At 57.4% G+C, this 20685-nt stretch carries 9 protein-coding genes and 1 pseudogene; 7 read left to right on the top strand and 3 right to left on the bottom strand.

Features of this window, described 5'->3' with window-relative positions; translation table 11 throughout:
- Positions 1–20: 20 nt before the first annotated feature.
- The 5 genes and pseudogenes from AACY18_RS20315 to AACY18_RS20295 all read left to right on the top strand — a co-directional run bounded on the left by AACY18_RS20315 (position 21) and on the right by AACY18_RS20295 (position 6112).
- Positions 21–974: a cytochrome-c peroxidase gene (locus AACY18_RS20315; protein ID WP_339432881.1), complete on the top strand. Its 954-nt coding sequence runs from the start codon at positions 21–23 to the stop codon at positions 972–974.
- The gene (locus tag AACY18_RS20310) at positions 971–2785 is read left to right on the top strand and encodes a DAHL domain-containing protein (RefSeq protein ID WP_339465898.1); all 1815 of its coding nucleotides are present in this window, start codon (positions 971–973) and stop codon (positions 2783–2785) included. The genes AACY18_RS20315 and AACY18_RS20310 overlap by 4 nt, the downstream gene beginning before the upstream one ends.
- Positions 2782–4182, top strand: coding sequence for an ATP-binding protein (locus tag AACY18_RS20305; protein WP_339432879.1), 1401 nt, complete (start codon positions 2782–2784; stop codon positions 4180–4182). The genes AACY18_RS20310 and AACY18_RS20305 overlap by 4 nt, the downstream gene beginning before the upstream one ends.
- Positions 4183–4244: 62 nt before the next feature.
- Positions 4245–4409, top strand: a pseudogene (locus AACY18_RS20300) (LuxR C-terminal-related transcriptional regulator); the annotation flags it as partial.
- 83 nt (positions 4410–4492) lie between these two features.
- Positions 4493–6112, top strand: coding sequence for an FMN-binding glutamate synthase family protein (locus tag AACY18_RS20295; protein ID WP_339465897.1), 1620 nt, complete (start codon positions 4493–4495; stop codon positions 6110–6112).
- Positions 6113–6261: 149 nt separating this feature from the next.
- Here the strand turns inward: AACY18_RS20295 and AACY18_RS20290 are convergent, their stop codons facing one another.
- From AACY18_RS20290 to AACY18_RS20280, 3 genes are all read right to left on the bottom strand, one after another.
- A complete protein-coding gene (locus AACY18_RS20290) occupies positions 6262–6624 on the bottom strand; it encodes a GtrA family protein (protein ID WP_339432872.1) in 363 nt (120 codons plus the stop codon).
- Between the two features lie 198 nt (positions 6625–6822).
- Entirely contained in the window at positions 6823–8244 is a 1422-nt protein-coding gene (locus AACY18_RS20285) for an amino acid permease (RefSeq protein ID WP_339432871.1), read from the bottom strand.
- 348 nt (positions 8245–8592) lie between these two features.
- Positions 8593–11850: a hypothetical protein gene (locus tag AACY18_RS20280; protein WP_339465896.1), complete on the bottom strand. Its 3258-nt coding sequence runs from the start codon at positions 11848–11850 to the stop codon at positions 8593–8595.
- A 322-nt stretch (positions 11851–12172) separates the two neighbouring features.
- Here AACY18_RS20280 and AACY18_RS20275 point away from each other — a divergent pair, with 322 nt between their 5' ends.
- Positions 12173–15319: a transglycosylase domain-containing protein gene (locus tag AACY18_RS20275; RefSeq protein WP_339465895.1), complete on the top strand. Its 3147-nt coding sequence runs from the start codon at positions 12173–12175 to the stop codon at positions 15317–15319.
- Between the two features lie 193 nt (positions 15320–15512).
- Positions 15513–20636: a dermonecrotic toxin domain-containing protein gene (locus tag AACY18_RS20270; protein WP_339465893.1), complete on the top strand. Its 5124-nt coding sequence runs from the start codon at positions 15513–15515 to the stop codon at positions 20634–20636.
- Positions 20637–20685: the final 49 nt, after the last annotated feature.

Below are 20685 nucleotides of genomic sequence, written 5' to 3'. Positions count from 1 at the left end.
AGTCAAGGAGACGATTGCCGATGAGCCTTTACCCCCCTTTCATGGCGTTGCTGCTTTGTGGACTCTGTATCGGTGCCCACGCCGAGCCGCTGGACGAACCGCTCATCCCCCTGCCCGCAGCACCGGCGCAGGATGCCCGGCGCGTTGAACTCGGCCGCCGGTTATTCCACGAGCCACGGTTATCGATCAACAACAGCCTGTCCTGCACCAGTTGCCACCAACTGGACAAGAACGGTGCCGACAGCCGAGCCTTGTCACTGGGGTTCGACGGCAAACCGGTGGCCGTCAACACACCGACGGTGTTCAACGCCAGCCTGAACTTTCGCCAGTTCTGGGACGGCCGCGTCGAGACACTGGAGCAGCAGAGCGACGTGGTCATTACCAGCCCCCATGAAATGGGCAACGACTGGAGCACCGTCGTCGAACGCATCGCCAACGACGCCGACTACCGCCGGGACTTCGCCGCCACCTACCCGGACGGTGTGACCAAGGCCAATATCCAGCAAGCACTGTCCACCTATGAACGCACCTTGCTAACCCACAATTCCCGTTTCGATCAATACCTGCTGGGCAACACGGACATCCTGACTCTCGAGGAGAAGTACGGCTACCAGCGCTTCAAGGAATACGGCTGCATTGCCTGCCACCAAGGGGTGAACATCGGCGGCAACATGTTCCAGAAATTCGGCGTGTTCGGCGACTACATTGCCGATCGCGGCAACCCGACAGTGGCCGACCAGGGACGTTTCAATGTCACCGGCGACGAAGCGGATCGTGCCGTGTTCAAAGTGCCGAGCCTGCGCAATGTCGCAATGACCGCGCCGTACTTTCACGACGGCTCGGCGCCCACCCTCGAACGGGCGGTGGACGTGATGTTCCAGTACCAGTTGGGGCGCATGCCGAGCGAAGAAGACAAGCACCTGATCATCCTGTTTCTCAAGACCCTGACCGGCCAATGGGAGGGCAAGCCATGAAGAACATCTCACGCCACACCAGCCTGCAGTTGCTCACGCTGGTCGCGGTGGTGCTGGCCTCGATCCTGCTGTTTCTCTATTTCAAGTCAAGCTCCGAACAAACCATGACGTACACCGAGTCAAGGGACCTGGTCCGGCAGATCAAACAGCAGAACGCTCTGTGGGAAAACGAGATTCTCAAAGCCAGGGTGGCGATCTCCCACAACTACGACCCCCTGGTATCGCCAATGAACGAGATGACCCGGCTCTGGGAGCGCTTCGACTCCCTGGAGTCCGGGCATGGTCGCAACGACTCCGCCCTATGGAACGACGCCCACGAGGGGTTCCTGCACGCGATGCAGGAAAAAACCCGTCTGGTCGAACAGTTCAAGTCGCACAACGCCCTGTTGCGCAACTCTCTGGCCTTTTTGCCAACCGCCGAAGACGACATCCAGGCGCAACTGGCCAATCTGCCTGATTTCGACAAGTTGCAGTTGCAGAACATCACCACCGATACCTACGACCTGCTACTCAGTGCCCTGGAGTTCGCCCAGGTCACCTCCGCCGACAAAGCTGCCGACATCGAGTTAGGGTTGAACAAACTGGCAGTGAATGCACAACGCCTGCCCGCGGAGTTTCAAAGCCCGATCAGGATCATGAGCAATCACATCGCCCTGATTGCGCGCGAGCAACCACGGGTCAATCAGTTGCTCGAAAACATCGAAGCCATTCCAGTGGCCGAACGTCTGGACAACATCACCACCATGCTTGACATGGATCAGCAACGCGTCGAAGTCATCGAAAGGAAATACCACTTCTACCTGCTGCTGTTTTCCGTGCTGTTGATGATGTCACTGATATGGCTGGCCGTTCGCCTGATCCGCAGTTTCGCCGAAATCAATCGGGTCAATAGCGCCTTGCAGACCGCCAACGATGCGCTGGAGCAACGGGTCGAGGAGCGCACCCGCGAGCTCAAGAACGCCCAGAGCGAATTGCTCGACGCCGCGCGCCAGGCCGGTATGGCGGAAATCGCGACCAACGTGCTGCACAACGTCGGCAATGTGCTCAACAGTGTGAACATCTCTTGCGACCTGATCGCACGAAAGCTGCGCGCCAGCAAATCACTGGGATTGGGCAAGGCCATGCAATTGATCAACGAACATCCGCACGACCTTGGCCATTTCCTCAGCGAGGACGCCAAGGGCAAATTGCTGCCCGGTTACCTCAATCAACTGGTCGGCGCGATCTCTCAGGAACAGCAGGAAATGGCCGAAGAATTGAACCAGATTAACAAAAGCGTCGACCACATCAAGGACATCGTCGCCACCCAGCAGTCCTACGCCGGGGCCAACAGCATGACCGAGCCGCTGTTCATCAACGAACTGCTCGAAGACGCCCTGCGCATGAACGCCGGGGCCCTGACCCGGCATCACGTCACGGTGGTCAAGGAGTACGCCGATGTGCCGCAAGTGATGGGCGACAAACACCGCTTGCTACTGATCCTGATCAACCTCATCAGCAATGCCAAATACGCGATGTCGGACCTCAGCAACCGCCCACGCACCATGACTCTGGGGGTCAGAATCGCGGATGAAAACTTCCTCGAAATCAGCGTCCGGGACGATGGCGAGGGCATAGAGCCGCAGAACATGACGCGCATTTTTGCCCATGGTTTCACCACCCGCAAGGAAGGCCACGGGTTTGGCCTGCACAGCTGCGCCCTGGCGGCCATCGAGATGAACGGCCATCTCACCGCCCACAGCGACGGGCCGGGCAAGGGTGCGTTATTCACCCTGCAGATCCCCCTGATCAGCGTAACGGAGAACGCATGAGTGAGCTTTCGAATCGCCGCATTCTACTGATCGACGACATGCCGTCGATTCATGAAGACTTTCGCAAGATCCTCGCTCCGGCGGCACAGTCGGTGGAACTGGACGAAATGGAGGCAGCACTGTTCGGCACCCAGGCCCGAATCGAGCGTCCTCGGTTCGAGCTGGATTCGGCCTATGGCGGCGAGGAAGGTCTGGGCAAACTGGTTCAGGCCATGCAGGAGCAGCGCCCCTATGCGCTGGCTTTCGTCGATATGCGCATGCCCGATGGCTGGGACGGTGCGAAAACCATCGAACACCTGTGGAAAGAGGATCCGCAGTTGCAGGTAGTGGTGTGTACCGCGTACTCGGATTACTCCTGGGACGAACTGCTGGAACGCCTGCACGCTCATGATCGACTGCTGATCCTGAAAAAACCGTTCGACAACATCGAAGTGCAACAGATGGCCAACACACTGCTCACCAAATGGCAGATGACTGAACGGGCCTCCCTGCAAATGCACAATCTGGAACATCTGGTGGATCAGCGCACCGCCCAGTTCAAGCAGGCCAGCGAAGAACTGCAGAGAGAAGTCGACGAGCGCAAGCAATTGGAAGGACAACTGGTGCAATCGGAAAAACTCGCGTCACTGGGGCAACTGGCGGCGGGCGTGGCCCATGAAATCAATAACCCGATCGGCTTCATTTCCTCCAACCTCGGCACACTGGACGGCTACTTCAAACAACTGCTGACCATGCTCGACGCCTACCAGACGCTCGGGCACGCCCCGGACAGCGAATCGGCGTCACGGCTGGAGCAATTGCGCCAGGACGTCGAACTGGATTTTCTGCTCGAAGACATTCCCGTGCTGATCCGCGAATCCAAGGACGGCATCGGCCGGGTCGGGCAGATCGTCAAGGACCTGAAAGATTTTTCCCGGGTCGATTCCAACCAGCAATGGCAGTGGGCCAATCTGCAACAAGGCATCGAGTCGACCCTGAACATCGTCGCCAGCGAACTCAAATACAAGGCCGACGTGATCAAGGAGTATCAGCCGTTGCCGGACATCGAGTGCCTGCCGTCGCAAATCAATCAGGTCATCATGAACCTGGTGGTCAACGCGGCTCAGGCCATGGGGCAGGAACGCGGCATCATCACCCTGCGCACCGGGCAGCAGGCCGACATCGCCTGGGTTGAAGTGGCCGATACCGGATCAGGTATCGCACCGGACACCCTGCAAAAAATCTTCGACCCCTTCTTCACCACCAAACCGGTCGGCCAGGGGACTGGTCTCGGTTTGTCCCTGTCCTACGGCATTGTGAAAAAGCATGGCGGAGACATTTCGGTGAGCAGCGAGTTGGGCGTAGGCACGACCTTTCGCGTCGAACTGCCGATGCGCCAGACACCGTCAGCCGCTTGACCCCTGCGGGAAGGGGTCGAGGCGTGACACTCTCGTCTGACACCATCGCCTGGCACCGCGCCGTCAGGCGTTTGATGCTCAGCGGTTGCTCCAGCAAAGAATTCGCCCGTAAGCTGGAAATCGCCGTATAAACCGTTAATGCCCATAAGAAACACCGGTACAGCAAACCTGGGATCACCTCCCGGGCCGAGCTGTTTTCGATTGTTCTTCAGGCGCAGAACGCCTGATTGCAGCGTTTGCGCGAGCAAGCCCGCAGCCACAGAGAATCTGCGGCGGGCCACACCCATTGAGTCCGAACCAAGGAAACCGTATGAGCCTGTCCCTCCTGAGCCGCTACGCCTTCTTTGCCGTCTGCGTGATATTCACCCTCGCCAGCCTGCCCTTTCTCGAACACGACTGGCTCTGGCCGATCACTGCCGTCACCGGCGTATTGAGCCTGGTCGGCCTGTTCGACTTGATGCAGAGCCCGCACGCGGTACGCCGCAATTACCCGATCCTGGGCAACATTCGATACCTGGTCGAAGGCATCCGCCCGGAAATCCGCCAATACCTGCTCGAGTCCGACAGCGACGCCCTGCCCTTCTCCCGCGCCCAGCGTTCGCTGGTGTACTCACGGGCGAAGAATGAAAGCGCCGACAAACCGTTCGGCACGCTGATCGATGTCTATCAATCGGGCTTCGAATTCATCGGTCATTCGATGCGCCCGGCGCCGTTGAGCGACCCCAGCAGTTTCCGCGTCACCGTCGGCGGCCCGCAGTGCACTCAACCGTACTCGGCGTCGGTGTTCAACATCTCGGCGATGAGCTTCGGTTCACTCAGCGCCAACGCGATTCGCGCGCTCAACCAGGGCGCCAAACTCGGTAACTTCGCCCACGACACCGGCGAAGGCAGCATCAGCCCGTATCACCGCGAAAACGGCGGCGACCTGACCTGGGAACTGGGCAGCGGCTACTTCGGTTGCCGCACCAGCGACGGCCGTTTCGACCCGGAACGCTTCGCCACGCAAGCGCAAAACCCGCAAGTGCGGATGATCGAAATCAAGATGAGCCAAGGCGCCAAACCCGGCCACGGCGGGATTCTGCCGAAACACAAAGTCACCCGGGAAATCGCCGACACCCGCGGCATCATGATGGGCGAAGACTGCGTCTCGCCGTCACGCCACAGTGCGTTTTCCACGCCAATCGAAATGATGCATTTCATCCAGCAACTGCGTGAACTGTCCGGCGGCAAACCGGTGGGCTTCAAGTTCTGCCTCGGCCACCCGTGGGAATTCATGGGCATCGCCAAAGCCATGCTCGAAACCGGCATCCTTCCCGACTTCATCGTCGTCGACGGCAAGGAAGGCGGCACCGGCGCGGCCCCCGTGGAATTCACCGACCACATCGGCGTGCCGATGCGCGAAGGTCTACTGTTCGTGCACAACACCCTGGTCGGCCTGAACCTGCGCGACAAGATCAAACTCGGCGCCAGCGGCAAGATCGTCAGCGCCTTCGACATTGCCAGCGTGCTGGCCATCGGCGCTGACTGGGCCAACTCGGCACGCGGCTTCATGTTCGCCATCGGTTGCATCCAGTCGCAAAGCTGCCACACCAACAAATGCCCGACCGGCGTCGCCACTCAGGACGCCTTGCGCCAACGCGCACTGGTCGTGCCGGACAAGGCCCAGCGCGTGTTCAATTTCCATCGCAACACGTTGAAGGCTTTGGCGGAAATGCTCGCAGCGGCCGGACTGGAACATCCTTCGCAACTGTCGGCCAAGCACCTGGTTCGACGCATGTCGGCGACCGAGATCAAACTGTTCTCGCAACTGCATGTGTTTTTGAAGCCGGGGGAATTGCTCACCGGGGAAGTGAACGGCGAGTTTTACTCGCGGATGTGGCAGATGGCGCGGACAGACAGTTTTGAGCCGATGGAAGTGGTGGCGGCTTAGCGTCCAGACGGAGTGCCATATTCACCCTTTTGGCACTCCGAGCGTCAATTCGGAAGGCGAATTTACCGGCGCTCAGGTGAATTGACGCTTGCACAATATTGGAGAACGGCCGAACTCTTGAATTGAAAGGCAATCAGTCACCGATACGTTCATATCCGACGCTCCCGAAAGAGCACAAACCGGAAAAAGCAGTACCCCAATAAAATGTTGATCAGTGAAAAAGAAGCCACCGTCACCAGGCCGGGAAGATGACAGGCATCGGCAATCACGCCCACGCCGAAACTCACCGCGCCCATTGCGCCGACAAACATCAGGTAAGCGAACACCGAGGTTTCTCTCTCGAACGTGTAAAGCGCGTTCACGTAAAACGTGAACGCAGCGGCCACGCAAAACGCCGCAAAATTGCTCGATGCCTGATCGAGGCCGACCGCGGTGCAGAGCACGAAAAATATTTGCCAGTGGATCAGCGCATCTGCAAAGCCGATCACGCCGATTGCGGTGATTCCTTTCATGTCCGTTCCTTGCTGACTCCGACTTGTCGGGTCTTCAAGCTAGGCCATGGCGCAGGGGCGGTCTACTGTCAGAAATTACAGGTACGAGGGTTATTCCGACCAACGGTCATACGTATTTCATCCGTGCAGCGACCGCGCCGCCCTAATAAAAAAGCCCCGATCTCTCGACCGGGGCTTCGCCGTTTCAACGTCCTTCACTTACGAAGCCGAACGCACCGCGCCTTGCGACACCTGGGTCGGTTGCAGCTTGAACACGTAGAACAACACCGTCAGCACCACCAGGAATGCTGGGCCCACATAGAGCGCCACGCGGGTGTCGGGGAAGTACGCCATCAGGCCGACCACCAGCACCAGGAACGCCAACGCAAAGTACGAACTGACCGGGTACAGCCACATCTTGTATTTGAGGGCGGCACGTTCGCTGGCGCTCAGGCCTTTGCGGAATTTGAGCTGGGCCAGCAGGATCATCACCCAGGTCCAGATTGCGCCGAAAGTGGCAATCGACGTCACCCAGACGAAGACTTTTTCCGGCACCAGATAGTTGAGCAATACACCCAGCAGCAGTGCGCCAATCGACAGCAGCAATGCGCGACGCGGCACGCCGTTACTGGACGTCTTGGCAAAACCGGCCGGGGCCTGCCCATTCTGCGCCAGGCTATAGAGCATGCGCCCGGTGCTGAAGATACCGCCGTTGCACGACGACAATGCCGCCGTGATCACCACGAAGTTGATGATGCCTGCTGCGGTCTTGATGCCCAGACGCTCGAACGTCATCACGAACGGACTGCCCTGAGTGCCGATTTCGTTCCATGGGTAAATCGACAGGATCACGAACAGCGCGCCGACGTAGAACAGCAGAATCCGCCAGAACACCGAGCCGATCGCATCGGGGATGGTCTTCTGCGGGTTCTTCGCTTCGCCTGCGGTCAGGCCGATCATCTCGACGCCGAGGTAGGCGAACATCACCATTTGCAGGGACATCAGCACACCCTGCACACCGTTTGGCATAAAGCCGCCATGGCTCCACAGGTTGGAAATCCCCAGCGCAACGCCGTCGTTGCCGAAACCGAAGGCGATAACGCCGATGCCGCCAATCACCATGGCGATGATGGTGACGATCTTGATCAGGGCGAACCAGAATTCGAACTCACCGAAGGCTTTGACCGCGATCAGGTTGACCGAGCCCATGCTGATCAGCGCTGCGAGGGCCCAGATCCAGCGCGGCACATCGGGGAACCAGATGCCCATGTACACGGCGACGGCAGTGATTTCCGCGACACACGTCACCAACCACAGAAACCAGTAGTTCCAGCCCGTGAGAAAGCCTGCCAACGGGCCGAGGTAGTCTTGCGCGTAGCGGCTGAACGAACCGGCCACCGGGTTATGCACGGCCATTTCGCCAAGGGCGCGCATGATCACCAGGATCGCCAGACCGCCAAGAATGTAGGAGAGCATGATCGCCGGGCCGGCCATTTCAATGGCCTTGGCCGAACCGAGAAACAGACCGACGCCGATACAGGCTCCGAGGGCCATCAGGCGAATATGCCGTTCGCCGAGTTCGCGTTTAAGCGGACCGCCCTGAGCGGTTTCGCCGTGAGGCAGGTGATTGCCAACTGGCATAGGGGTGCAACCTCGTCTTGTTATTGGATATGGCCACCGAGTGTTCAAGCGTCGGCCGATTAGCCTTGGCTCGTTGAAAACCGCGTCTGCTTCGTGGGCAAACGCGTCTTGCAGGACAGCCTGCAAGATCAGCGGGGCGTCAGTATAAAAACCTTGTCGCAGGTCTTTTCACTCTATAAACCACAAGATTCAGTGGGAGTTGTCGCAAGAATGCCAGTAGACCCGGCGGATCAACTGGCAAATGTAGGAAAACTCGCCACTGAAAACGGCGGCGAGTATTGCACAACCTTGGTGCATCGTCTTTTCGTCTGGCGTTTTTATCCAGCTCCGGGAACCTTGGCAAACGCTTTAATGGAGAGTCTGAACCGCGACCAGTTCTTCTGGATCAGGCAATTCAACAGACGAAAGATGCTCGACGCGGTGGCGGCTAATGTAACCGCCATCAATATCGGCGGGATCAAATTCACTGACGTTGAAGTCACGACCACCACGCCTTCTTCCATAGGTGTTTAACGTCGCGGCCAGCGCTCCGCTTTCCAGTACCTTATGCATGCCCTGTCTCATGGCGTCGGGGCTGGCAAACTTCGCAAATCCAGAGTTAGGCTCGTAAAAGAACCACTCTGGTCTACCGTTCCTGACTCTTATACCTGCAAGCATTGCATGATCTTTGGAGGCCAGCCTGAGTGTTTTCGAATCAGGAGAACTTTCCAGTGCATCGATAATTTCGTCGGCGTCCATTTTCGTCTTGGCTGCGCCCATATGAAAAGACTCCTTATTGTTCACCGTATTGTGAAACTCCGTCATGTCGGAGATAAATCTGGTGGATTCAGGCGCCTCTTTCGCCAGGGCAGCTCTGGGAATATTTTTAAGCAGTATGTCTTCGTTTCCGTGATGAATAGCGTAGGCCATGGCATTTGAGAGTCCTGCGCACTCACCTCTGGAGACCATATTGACGTGAGCCAGATACAGCCCCTGCGAAACAGGAACCACCTCGACAGCCAAACCTTTCAAATCCATGGCAAGAAGGTTTGAACTATAACGAGCGTCGCTGAGAATTTTTGTTTTTATTTCTTTTGTCAAAGCCCCTATTTCTTCAGGCTTGAGACCAGGCTCTGATACCAACTCAATCAATTCATCAAATTTCATTCCAGGAGTGTAGCCATCGATTGCGATTACATTCCCTTGCGTATAACCACGTTCAAAAGCTCGAAGATTATTCTTGTTCCGTGCAAATTCGACATTGTTATGAAAATTCAAATAGACACGGGATTTTGCCTCACTGCCCAAGGTTCCACCCCAGCAGAAACGTTGAGGCGTGAAATTGCCCGGCGGACCATAAAGCCTGCGGGTGTCCAGGTTGTACTGGTGCCAATTGTCATTTTTCAATACCCCCACGCCCTCGATACTTTGCTCACCCACTTTGAAGGTGCCCAGCACTGTCGGCCCGTGCGCCTTACTGACTCCGAGCAGCACGTCATACCCGCTCGCAGACGCCCGAAGTCTGTTCAATTGGTGCAGCCCTTTAACGCCCACGAACTTGATCCCCTGACCCAGTAGCTGCACACCTGCCGCTATGCCACTCACCGGATTAAGTTCGCTGATGACAACGGCCCCTATTATTTTCGCTATCCTGAGCGCTTTGCTGATTGCCGAAGCCGTCCTGCCCCCCACTTGTGCCAACTTGGCTGCGGCACCCAGGCCAGCAGTGACGAATCCCAATACGTCGAGGAACAGATCAATGGCTCCGTCTAGATGTTTGCCTTCTACAAAATGGGTAACGGCAGATTTGAAGGGAATCAGGTTGAGCAAAAACTCCACGCGGGATTTCATGGCCGCCCATTCCTTGTCATACGTCGTCTGACCTTCAGCAGCGTTCAGAATCTTCTCGCTGTCGTAATCAAGATGCTCAACGAAGGCATTGGCAATCGTCAGGGTTCTCTCGCTGGAGTAGCTTTTCGGAGGCAAGGCCTGCGTCGCGCTTACTTGCTTGAGCTTCGCAGCGACCGATTTGTCAGCGACATAAAAGGGTTCGGTGGTGTACACGGTGCTCGGAACATTCACGTTGGTTCGTTCTGCCACTTGAGCAGGGTCAGAACCACTTTTTGTGATCGAGTCGGCCCCTAAATCAATGTGATACACGCTTACTTTTTTTTCCGTTCCGCGCTCGACTCTCAATGTCAGTGTCGGACTGGTGTAGGTCAGGCTCCTGCCAAAAAAGCTCGTACTCAGCTTGTAGGTCTTGTGTTGATAGAAATCGATCTTTCCATATTCGAGGTTTTCTCGGTCATCCAGCGACAACTCGGATATCAGGTGTTTTACGGTTAACCGGGCGCCTTCCTTGAGGTTGCTCAGCGTCGTTGCAAACTGCTTCCTGAAAGTCTCCCGCACGCGAAGGTTCAGTTCGTTGATGTCGTGAATGACAGCGTTCAGAAGTTTGTCGCTGGATTTCCATCGATAATTGCCATCCATCATTGCAACGTCCAGCAACGAGTACTTGCCCTGCGGCCCTAGCACATCGCTCGGCACGGGCGCGAGATGACTTAACACTTTTACCGAGCTGTCCCATTCAAGCGCGGCTTTTTCAAACGGAAAGTCTTTGTTAAATTCCTTTTCCAGCCCGGCCAACGCAATGCTTTTGCGACTTTGAAACACGCTCTTCAATAACACCGGCGTATTGAGCCGGTCGATCATTTGAGCATTGAACTGTTCTTTTATTTCGCCAAGTTCTACTTCGGTGTAGCGTTCATCGTCTTTCTTTTCCAAGGCGACATGGACAACGCCCCAATCGATCAGAGCAATTGTCTGGGCATACCGGGTAACGGTCGGATCGGTCATGGCAGCATGTTCAGCACAGATCATGACCTGGGCAAAGGTCATATTGGCGAGCTTGCCCGGACATTGAGCTTGGATCGTCGCAGCGGCAACGGCCAGGTTGAACCACGCCGGACCGCCATACTTGACGCCGTCCGGGATGTCTTTGATCAGGAACAGAGGGGCATTCCTTGCCAACAAGGCGTACGCGCCTAACCCGGCCATTTCAGGGCTGCTGATGAGTTCTTTGATCAAGTGTTCACGTAGTTTGTTGAACACCGCCGAAACCGGTTTCCCCCAATGTTGACGACTGGCCAGATCGAACCCCGCGACGCTGTTGCGTTGAGTGTTTTCAATAGACAGCGGGTCAAGATTCAACTGAATGGCGGCCAGTGCGTATTCATTGATGCTGACGTCCGTGGAAATGCCTTTCAAACGGGTTTGTACCGCCAGCCCAAGCGCCTGGCCGCAAGCGCTGGCAATGAGTGTTTCCAGTGCCTTGGCAGGATTGCCTAATGTTTCACTGTCAAGCGGATGGTTCAGGTACAAATGCTCCAGCAGTTGCTGGCCTGGTTTCCATAGTTCATCAAGTCCTTCGATATAAAGCTGAACGGCATTCAGCACTTCGTGCTGCTGATCAGTACTCAATGGAATCGGCCAGGACAAGGCTCCGCCAAAGTCGCCAAGTGCGGACGGCGAGATATCTTCAGCTTCCTGCCTTGCAGACTCAAGTTCATATTCATAACTGTCAGACACCGGAACAGCATCCACGACGACATCATTTGCTTCGATCATACAATCTTCCTTGATAAATAAACGAAGCAAAAGTAAACAACAGGCACCTTTAAATAAAAAACCGAAAACCGTTACTAATCGTATGCATGACCAAACAAAAGAACCATCTACTTACACACTTCAGCTTACTTGAATAACCTTTTAACAATCAGCAACTTCCTCCTGCACTCACGCACCACAAAAAGTCGCAAGCGCCCGCCTGAAGTCCGGCACCTTCATCGAGCCTCTTGGTCCGTGTCGCTGCACAATTTCCCTCCTGTCGCCCACCACCGTCTAAGCTTCAGACAAGTCCGATCAATCTGCGTGAATGGATCAATCGACTATGGGCGCTTTGTGGCAAACCGATTCGAGTAAAGCCGTGGTTCCGACTGACCGTGTGGATGACGAAGCGCCTGTCCCTGAAAAAAACCGCCGCAACCGGCATGGGTGGAAGGCTTTCTGGCTGTTGCTGCTGATTATCCTGATCGTGGTCGGGCTGGCGGCGGCCAGGGAAATGCGCACCTCGCGTTTCCAGGCCCGTGAACTCAGCCGCTACGCAGCCTCACTGACCTACAAGCTTGAACCAGGCCCCAGCGAAGCGATTCGCTACCCCGGCAATGGGCCCTTCGATTTGCGTCTGGGTTACAGCTCGCTCGATGAACTCCTGCCGCGCCTGCTCAAACGCGATTACGTGATCACCGAGCAGACCCGTTTCTCGCCGGCGCTGCTCAGCTATACCGGCAAGGGCATGTTCGTGCCCTATGCGGAAAAGACTCAGGCCGGCCTCTCGATCACCGACTGCCGCGCCGCGCCGCTGTATCAGTACAACTATCCGCAGCAACTGTATTCGAGTTTCGCGGCGATTCCGCCGGCGGTGGTCAACAGCCTGCTGTTCATTGAAAACCGTTTTCTGCTTGACCCCAGGCAACCGATGACCAACCCGGCGGTGGACTGGCCCAGGTTCGGCATGGCCGCGTGGTCGCAAGTGGCGAAGTTGCTGCACTTGCCCGGGCAATCGGCGGGTGGCAGCACGCTGGCGACGCAACTTGAAAAATACCGGCACTCACCCGATGGCCTGACGGTGTCCGGCGCCGAGAAGATTCGCCAGATGATCTCCGCCAGCGTGCGCGCCTATCAGGACGGCCCGCAAACCTTGACCGCGCGGCAGAACATCGTTCGTGACTACCTCAACAGCGTGCCGCTGTCGGCTGTGCCGGGCCACGGTGAAGTGCATGGCATGGCCGAAGGGTTGCGGGTCTGGTACGGCAGCGACTTCAACAAGGCCAACGAACAGTTGAACAGCCCGGCGACCGACCCGAAAACCATGGCTGATAAAGGCCTGGCCTTGCGTGAAATGCTGTCATTGATGATCGCCCAGCGTCGTCCCACCCATTACCTGAACAAGGGCCACGAAGAACTCGCCGATCTCACCGACAGCCATTTGCGCCTGCTCAAGCAGAACGGCGTGATCGACAGCGCACTCGCCGATGCCGCACTGGCCAGCCAGGTCAGCTATCGTGACTGGCAGACCCAGCCGACTCTTCAGCCGATTGAAACCAACAAAGGTATCAACGCTGCTCGTAGCCGCCTGGCCGCGATGCTCAATCGTTCGCTGTACGACCTTGACCGCCTCGACCTCTCGGCCACCAGCACGCTGCAAGGCGACCTGCAAACCCAGGTCACCGCTTACCTGAAAAAACTCGCCGACCCGGCCTACGCCGCTGAAATCGGCCTGCTCGGTGAACGGCTGCTGACGCCTGTCAGCACTGCTCAGGTGCGCTACAGCTTCACCTTGCTCGAACTCACCCCCGACGGCTCGCGAGTGCGGGTGCAGACCGACAGCACCGACCAGCCCTTCGACATCAACGAAGGCAGCAAACTCGAATTGGGCTCGACGGCGAAGATGCGTGTGCTCACCACGTACCTGCAAATCATCGCCGAGTTGCACGACAAGTACGGTGCGCTGAGCGTGCCGGAACTGAAAAAGGTCGACGTCCCCGACCAGGATCGCCTCAGCCAATGGGCCATCGATTACCTGATCCAGAACAAGGACCACGACCTCTCGAAAATGCTCGGTGCAGCGCTGGATCGCAAATACTCGGCCAGCCCCGGCGAGGCGTTTTTCACCGGTGGCGGGTTGCACGTTTTTCATAACTTTCGCAAGGAAGACAACGGCCGCATGCCGACCCTGCGCGACGCCCTGCGCGAGTCGATCAACCTGCCGTTCATTCGTCTGATGCGCGATGTGGTGCGTTACACCACTTACTCCGGTCCCAACAGCAGCGCCGAACTGCTCAAGGACGACCGCGACCCAAGGCGTCAGGAATACCTGGCGAGCTTTGCCGACCGTGAAGGTACAACGTTCTTGCTCAAGTTCTGGAAGAGGTACAGAAACAAAGACACCCAGGCGCGGCTCGAAACCTTCCTCGACAGCATGCGCCCGACCCCGATCCGCATGGCGGCCGTACACCGTTACCTGTTGCCGAACGCGACTCAGGAAGACTTCAACCGCTTCGTGCGCTCGCACCTCAAGGACACCAAGCACACCGTAAAACTCACCGACGATCGCTTGATCCGGCTCTATGACGCTTATGGCCCGGGCCGCTACGACCTCCCGGACCAGGGCTTCATCGCCAAGGTTCACCCGTTGGATCTGTGGCTGATGGGTTACCTGCTGAACAACCCGGACGCGACGTTCAGTCAGATCGTCAAAGCCAGCCACTTCGAACGCCAGGAAGTCTATAGCTGGCTGTTCAAGAGCAAGCACAAGGGCGCGCGCGACAGCCGCATCCGCACCATGCTCGAGATCGAAGCCTTCCTGGAGATTCACCAGCGCTGGAAAAAAGTCGGCTACCCGTTCGATCATCTGGTGCCGTCGCTGGCCACCGCCATCGGCAGTTCAGGCGACCGTCCGGCAGCGCTCGCGGAGTTGATCGGCACCATTCTCAACGATGGCGTGCGCATGCCGACCCTGCGCATCGACAGCCTGCACTTTGCTGCCGACACGCCGTATGAAACGCGGCTGATCAATGACCCGCATGTCGGCAAACGGGTGATGCCGTCGCAAGTTGCCACCGCCATGCGCGAAGCGCTTTCACAGGTGGTCGACGCCGGTACGGCCAAACGTGTTGCCGGCAGTTTCAAACTGGCCGATGGCAGTCCGCTGGCCATGGGCGGCAAAACGGGTACAGGCGATAACCGCATCGAGGCCATCGGTTCGGGCGGACGCATCCTCAGTTCGAAGTCGATCAACCGCACGGCGACCTTCGTGTTCTACATCGGCGATCACCATTTCGGCACCCTCACCGCGTACGTTCCGGGGCCTTCGGCAGAAAACTTCAAATTCACTTCAGCCTTGCCAGTACAGGTACTCAAGGGCATGGCACCGTTCCTCACCCCGTATCTGCAACCGGGCAGCGACTTGCAATGCCACCCTGCACAGAGCACAAACGTTGCGATGATCAATCCGGAACGCCTGAAGACGAGGTAACAAATCGTGTCAGTCGTTTCCGATTCAGCGTGACGTTTTTTCTTCACGGCGGGTGGTACTTATGTATTTTTCGAATTCGAATTTTCGTCGGGTTGATGCCCCGTAGCGCCGTTTGCTTCCTGAACTTTGAACTTTTGTTTTGGCCTTGCGCCGGTAGGCTGATCACTCCTCAAACAATCAAGGATGATTGGCCATGTCTCCCATACCCGAGTCTGTCGAAAACGCAGAAAAAGGTCGGCACTACGAATTCATCAAGTCTGCCGTCAGCGACAGTTTCAAAGGCGCCACCGTCGCACGGGGCCAAGCGTTGGCAGCCGTGCCACTGAAGATCGAACCCTGGTACTTGACGGCGCCAGACACCTGGCTGGAAAAACTCGCTGCCGCCAATCTCAAGGCCTGGGCCTCGCAAAACCCGGTTGACCACCTGCTGGCGAAAACCGATCTGCACGCCTTCGCCGAACCGTTGCTCAAGGCCGCAATCAAACGGCGCCATGGCCTGAATCTCGATGTCAAGAAAACCTACCTGCGCCTGTACATGCCCAAAGACCAGCCCTGGTACACGATCAAGCTCTCGGGTGCAGTGACCAGTCGAACGGTTTCCCTGCTGGAAGCCGCGCTACACAACTTCGCCAAAAGTGAAACGGTTGATCGCGGCTCGGAGTACATCAGCAAACCCGATGAACGCGGTTTGTTCGACGTCTTGCCCATCAGACACAGCATGTCCATCGCCCAGTTTCAGACCCTATGCCGGGATCTGGACATCGGCGCCCGTTATAAAAAGCATTTGCACAGGTATCTGTTGCCCGGCGAGCCGGTGGCAGAAGCCGTTCTGAAAACCAGGGTGATACAAAGCCAGCAAGACGCCCTCGCCGCCGCGGCTTACTTGGCCTTGATCAAGAACGACATCCAGGTCGACACCTGCACAATGCTGTTGAACCTGGCCGAAGACAAACCGCAACTGCTGCTCAATGGCCGCGCCATGTTGTGCTGCGACCTGTCGATTCTCGGCACCCGGCTGACCGGCATTCTGCTGCTCATCCATGCGGTGCGCGACAACCGCGGGATTCGACGCGTGATCGTTTATGTCCCCCATGATCCGGATCATCCGCTCAAGGAGTACGACTCGCTCAAGGCGTTCAAGGAAGAATTGACCCGCCAGTTGCGCGAAGACAAATACATCGAGTCAACCAAGCAAACGTATCGCCAGTTCTTCAGCGATTTCGTCGATCAGCAGCAGCGTGGGCACTTCTTTGCCGAACTGGAGCAACGGCTGTTCATTTATCGGTATCACCCGCGCCAGGATCCGACCGACCAACAACCGCCATGGCGACAGGACCCGGTGGACAACCCGAACCTGCAATTTGATCGTGTGCAGTTGCAAGGCAACTACTGGCGGCACCTCTATCAACAAAAGTTCAACAAGATCCTGAATGATGCCCGGGAGTTAGCCGTCTCCACCGCCGACACCGACAGCAAGGCGCGCTGGGCCTGGTGGGAAAATTTTCAGAAAATGCTCTCGGACATTCTCAACGTCGCGCTGTTGGTCGTCACACCGTTTGTACCGGTGCTGGGCCAGTTGATGCTGGCTTACACCGTTTACCAACTGGCCACCGACGTTATCGAGGGGATTGTCGATCTGGCCCAAGGGCAGTCGCTGGAAGCCGGCGAGCATCTGATCAGTGTGGTGACAGACATCATTCAACTGGCAGCCTTTGCCTCGGGCGCAAAAATCGGCGAGGTCGTTCGCGTCAAGCTGTCATCGCTGGTGGACGAGATGAAACCGGTGAAACTGCCCAATGGCAAACCCAGCCTCTGGCATCCCGACATCAAGCCTTACGAGCGCAACGACATCAGCCTGGCACCCGACGCGAAACCCGACAAGCATGGCCTGCATTTGTACGGCGATGAAAGGATCTTGCTGTTGGAACGTAAACTCTACGCGGTCGAAAAAGCATCGAGCGAACCGACGTCCAAGACCCATCGCATCAAGCACCCGACACGCCCAAACGCTTATAAACCGTTCATCGAACACAACGGTCACGGTGCCTGGGTGCAGGAAATAGAAAACCCGCGCGACTGGGACTTTGCGACGTTGATGCGTCGTGTCGGACACAGCGTGGAAGGCTTTTCGCCGGTGCAACGCGAACAGATCCGTGTGATCAGCGGCACGCACGAAAACCAACTGCGCCAAATGCACATCGATAACACGGCACCGCCGCCGCTGCTAACCGACACCATCAAGCGTTTCAGTGCCTACGACGATGCCCAAGTCGCCAGTGCGAATATCCGCAATGGCCGCCCCATCGACCCGCAGGCCGTCTGGTTCGAACCGCTGCTGACGAGCCAGCCAGGCTGGCCACGCACCAAGGCGCTGAAGGTGTATGAAAGCGCCGACCTGCAGGGTTACGTGCGTACGTACGGCGATGCCAATGCGGCGGATGCCGATACCCTGAGCATCAGCCTTGCGGATCTCACCTGGGGCAAACTGCCGGAACGGTTGGCACGTTTTCTCGACGATAACGAGTTCAAACAACTGCTCGGTCGTGACGTCCCTCTCAGCGATCGGGCAACAGCGGTGCGTAACCTGCTCGCCGATACCGTCGACACGCGTCACAAAGATGTCTCCAACTACCTGTATCAGGTGGGTGAAAAATCAAACAAGGCCGATATCCGCGCCGTACAAAAAACATTCCCGCAACTCCCGTTGCCATTGGCCGAGAAGGTCGTGGCCCTGGCGAACCCGGCCGAGTTGCAACGTATCGCCGACGAAAACCATTTGCCACTGCGCCTCAAGGCGCAAGCGCGGGAGCTGGATTTCGAAGCATCCACCGCCCGCGCCTATAACGGTTTTTTCCGAGAGCAATGGATGCTCCCGGAGACCGAGCGACTGGCGCTCAACACTCTCAAGTTCCACACCGACGCTTTTGCCGATGTGCGTTTAGACGTGCACGACGGCAGCTACGACGGCCCGTTGCGCTGCAGCGTCGGCGCGGATGATGCAACCACCGTCAGACGTCTGGTTCGTGACGAACATGGCCGCTATGAAGTGCTCGACGCCAACAATCGCACGCTGCATGAAGCCGACGACTTCTACGAGTCGATCCTGCATGCCCTGCCTGACGAAAAACTGCAGGCAGCGGGATACCGGCGAGGTCAGGGTCAACGGCTCAAACAGTGGCTGATGGAAACATCCGCCGAGCCGGCCGAGCGCCGCAGCGTGATGGCCGAACCACCGATTCGTCGGGTGGCCAGTGTTGAAACCGAAACGCTGACTGGTCGCTGGCCATGGCCCTGGGCGCAAAACACACCGGAACAGAAAGTCCGAAAGTTGTACCCGAAAATGTCTGAGCATCAGGCGAAGATGTTCATCGAAAAGCTGCGCAAGAATGGCGATCCCGCTGACACGATCAAACACCTGGAAAGCGAACGCGAGCAATTGCGCACAGAGATGCAGAATTGGCGGGAAAGCTACCCGCCCGACGTGGATGGGTCGGGAGAAGCGATCCCCGGAGTATCGACGCAGTACATGCAGGAGGGCGGACGGCATATCGAGGAACGGCTGCTTGAGTGCTTCGAGCGTCAAAACGACTCTTTTGCCGAGCACAGCCCCCCTCAAGAGCAAGGCTATTCGCTGGACCTGTCCAGCTCGCTTTCGCGGCCCAACCTTGATCGTTGGTGGAGCGATCTGCGCAGGCGGCCCGGGATGAAGAAACACCTTGACCAGATCACTTCGCTGAAACTCGATAAAACGCGTTTCTCGACATCGTCCGATGGCGTGCTCGGCAGCTTCCCCAGGCTACGTGAATTGAGCGCGCGTCAGTGTGACCTGACGCAGATCCCCCCCACCATCGGAGAAATGCGTCACCTCCAGAGTCTGGACCTGACCGACAACCGCATCAGGTTGACCGTGCGTTCAAATGAACAGCTCGCCGGCCTGGTTCGCCTGCGATCACTGACCCTGAACGGTAACCCGTTGCGCCAACCACCCGATGTCGGGCGGATGTATCGATTGAATGACCTCAGTCTGGCCAATACCGATATCCAGTCCTGGCCCGAAGGCCTGTTCAAGGTCGGCTCGGTGGACAAGCATCGTCCCCGCGGTTTCATGCTGGATATGCGTCATACGCCGATCAATACCCTGCCCGAAGTCACACCGGGTTCCGATCAGGCCTTTATCCTCAGTCGCGCGCGTTTCAACACGGCCAGGCTTTCCAATGAGGAGCGGGTACGCTATGGCACTTATCGTCAATCCACAGGGCTGGCCTTTGTGCAGACCGATTTTCCGGCGGCCACAAACGAGCTAAGCCACTGGAAATCGTTTCCCGGTGAACCGGACGCGTTTGGTCCCTCCTCGTCTTTGAGCAAGTACCGCGAAGAGTCCTGGCACGATCTGATGGCCGAGCCTGACGCCGAAGATTTTTTTGCCGTCATTGCCCGACAGAGGCGAACCGCCGATTACCAAAACGCGCAATCACGTCAGCAACTGACCCGGCGTGTCTGGGAAATGATCGATGCCGCCGCGCTGGATTCCAACCTGCGTGAAGAACTGTTCAAACAAGCCCGAGAGCCCGATAGCTGCCGCGACGGCGGTGCCTATCTGTTCAACTCCATGGGCATCAAAGTGCTGGTCTCGAAGGCCTATGCCGAGCCGGCCTCGGCCCTTGTGCTTGACCAAAAACTGGCGAGACTGGCCCGCAGCCGCGCACGCCTGAACATCGTCGGCGATATCGCTCGAGAAGAAATCGGCCGTCAAGCGCAACAGCATCTGATCGATCCGTCGAACAATCGCGCGCCGGATGATCTTGAAATCCATATGGCCTATGAAACCGGCTTGGCGGAACGGCTGGAGCTGCCTTGGCAATCAAAAGGCATGCTTTACCAGCAGCGATCAGGCGTTACCCAGGCGAAGATCGACGCGGCCTATGACTCGTTCAAGCTGCGCGAAAGCGGCAACGGACTGGTCGACGGCATGATTGACCCCAACGGGGATGATTTCTGGGAACGCCATTTGCGCAAAACCCATCCGACACAATATGAGCGCAATGATCTGCGGTTCGAGGAAAAACCGGGCCTGCTGGATGAGTTGCGCCTGGCACAGGCGGAGTACGCCAATGCCAACGCCCAGACGCAGATGAACCCGTTGATACGAAAGATGGAAACCCTGGCCGATCAACTGAACATTCCTCACGCGGATATTTTCAGCGGCGAGGCCATGAGTCAGGCGCGGTACGACCGACTGCTGAACAATATCGGTTATTCGCGTAACGAACTGTCCAGACAATTGACCCGCGAAGCGTTGATCAGCATCGGCCATTGACCCTCGCAAGGCGCCAGCCCTGAACCCGGGGCTGGCCAACTGATGCGCA

This window comes from Pseudomonas sp. EA_65y_Pfl2_P74, from assembly GCF_963970575.1.
In the GTDB taxonomy this organism is placed as follows: domain Bacteria; phylum Pseudomonadota; class Gammaproteobacteria; order Pseudomonadales; family Pseudomonadaceae; genus Aquipseudomonas; species Aquipseudomonas baetica_A.
This window is presented reverse-complemented; position numbering and strand designations above follow the sequence as displayed.

What these genes read in the sequence shown, in the direction of transcription:
- AACY18_RS20315 (WP_339432881.1), top strand. Translation starts at nt 21, where the DNA reads ATGAGCCTTTACCCCCCTTTCATGGCGTTGCTGCTTTGTGGACTCTGT.
- AACY18_RS20310 (WP_339465898.1), top strand. Translation starts at nt 971, where the DNA reads ATGAAGAACATCTCACGCCACACCAGCCTGCAGTTGCTCACGCTGGTC.
- AACY18_RS20305 (WP_339432879.1), top strand. Translation starts at nt 2,782, where the DNA reads ATGAGTGAGCTTTCGAATCGCCGCATTCTACTGATCGACGACATGCCG.
- AACY18_RS20295 (WP_339465897.1), top strand. Translation starts at nt 4,493, where the DNA reads ATGAGCCTGTCCCTCCTGAGCCGCTACGCCTTCTTTGCCGTCTGCGTG.
- AACY18_RS20290 (WP_339432872.1), bottom strand. Translation starts at nt 6,624, where the DNA reads ATGAAAGGAATCACCGCAATCGGCGTGATCGGCTTTGCAGATGCGCTG.
- AACY18_RS20285 (WP_339432871.1), bottom strand. Translation starts at nt 8,244, where the DNA reads ATGCCAGTTGGCAATCACCTGCCTCACGGCGAAACCGCTCAGGGCGGT.
- AACY18_RS20280 (WP_339465896.1), bottom strand. Translation starts at nt 11,850, where the DNA reads ATGATCGAAGCAAATGATGTCGTCGTGGATGCTGTTCCGGTGTCTGAC.
- AACY18_RS20275 (WP_339465895.1), top strand. Translation starts at nt 12,173, where the DNA reads ATGGGCGCTTTGTGGCAAACCGATTCGAGTAAAGCCGTGGTTCCGACT.
- AACY18_RS20270 (WP_339465893.1), top strand. Translation starts at nt 15,513, where the DNA reads ATGTCTCCCATACCCGAGTCTGTCGAAAACGCAGAAAAAGGTCGGCAC.